Annotated in this window: 1 protein-coding gene; it reads left to right on the forward strand. The window is 59.8% G+C overall.

Going from position 1 to position 254, the window contains the following annotated elements; all coding sequences use genetic code 11:
• A partial coding sequence (locus ACW5W8_RS24110) for a Mu-like prophage major head subunit gpT family protein (protein ID WP_498630937.1) occupies positions 1-254 on the forward strand: 254 nt, incomplete at both ends.

A 254-nucleotide genomic window follows, 5' to 3' on the forward strand; every position in this document is an offset into this window, starting at 1 on the left:
TTCACCCCGATGAGCTCTGTTTCGGTCTGCTCGGTGCTGGCTTCACCACGCCTTGCTATGACGGCCAGTATTTCTTCGACACCGATCACCCTGTCTATCCCAAGGCCGATGGCACAGGTACCCCTGTCTTGACTGCCAACGTGGTGGTGGATGCCGGTTACTCGGGGGAGCCCTGGTTCCTGCTCGATACCAGCCGCGCCCTCAAGCCGGTCATCTTCCAGGATCGCAAGTCACCGCAGCTGATTGCCATGACC

This window comes from Aeromonas aquatilis, from assembly GCF_054052405.1.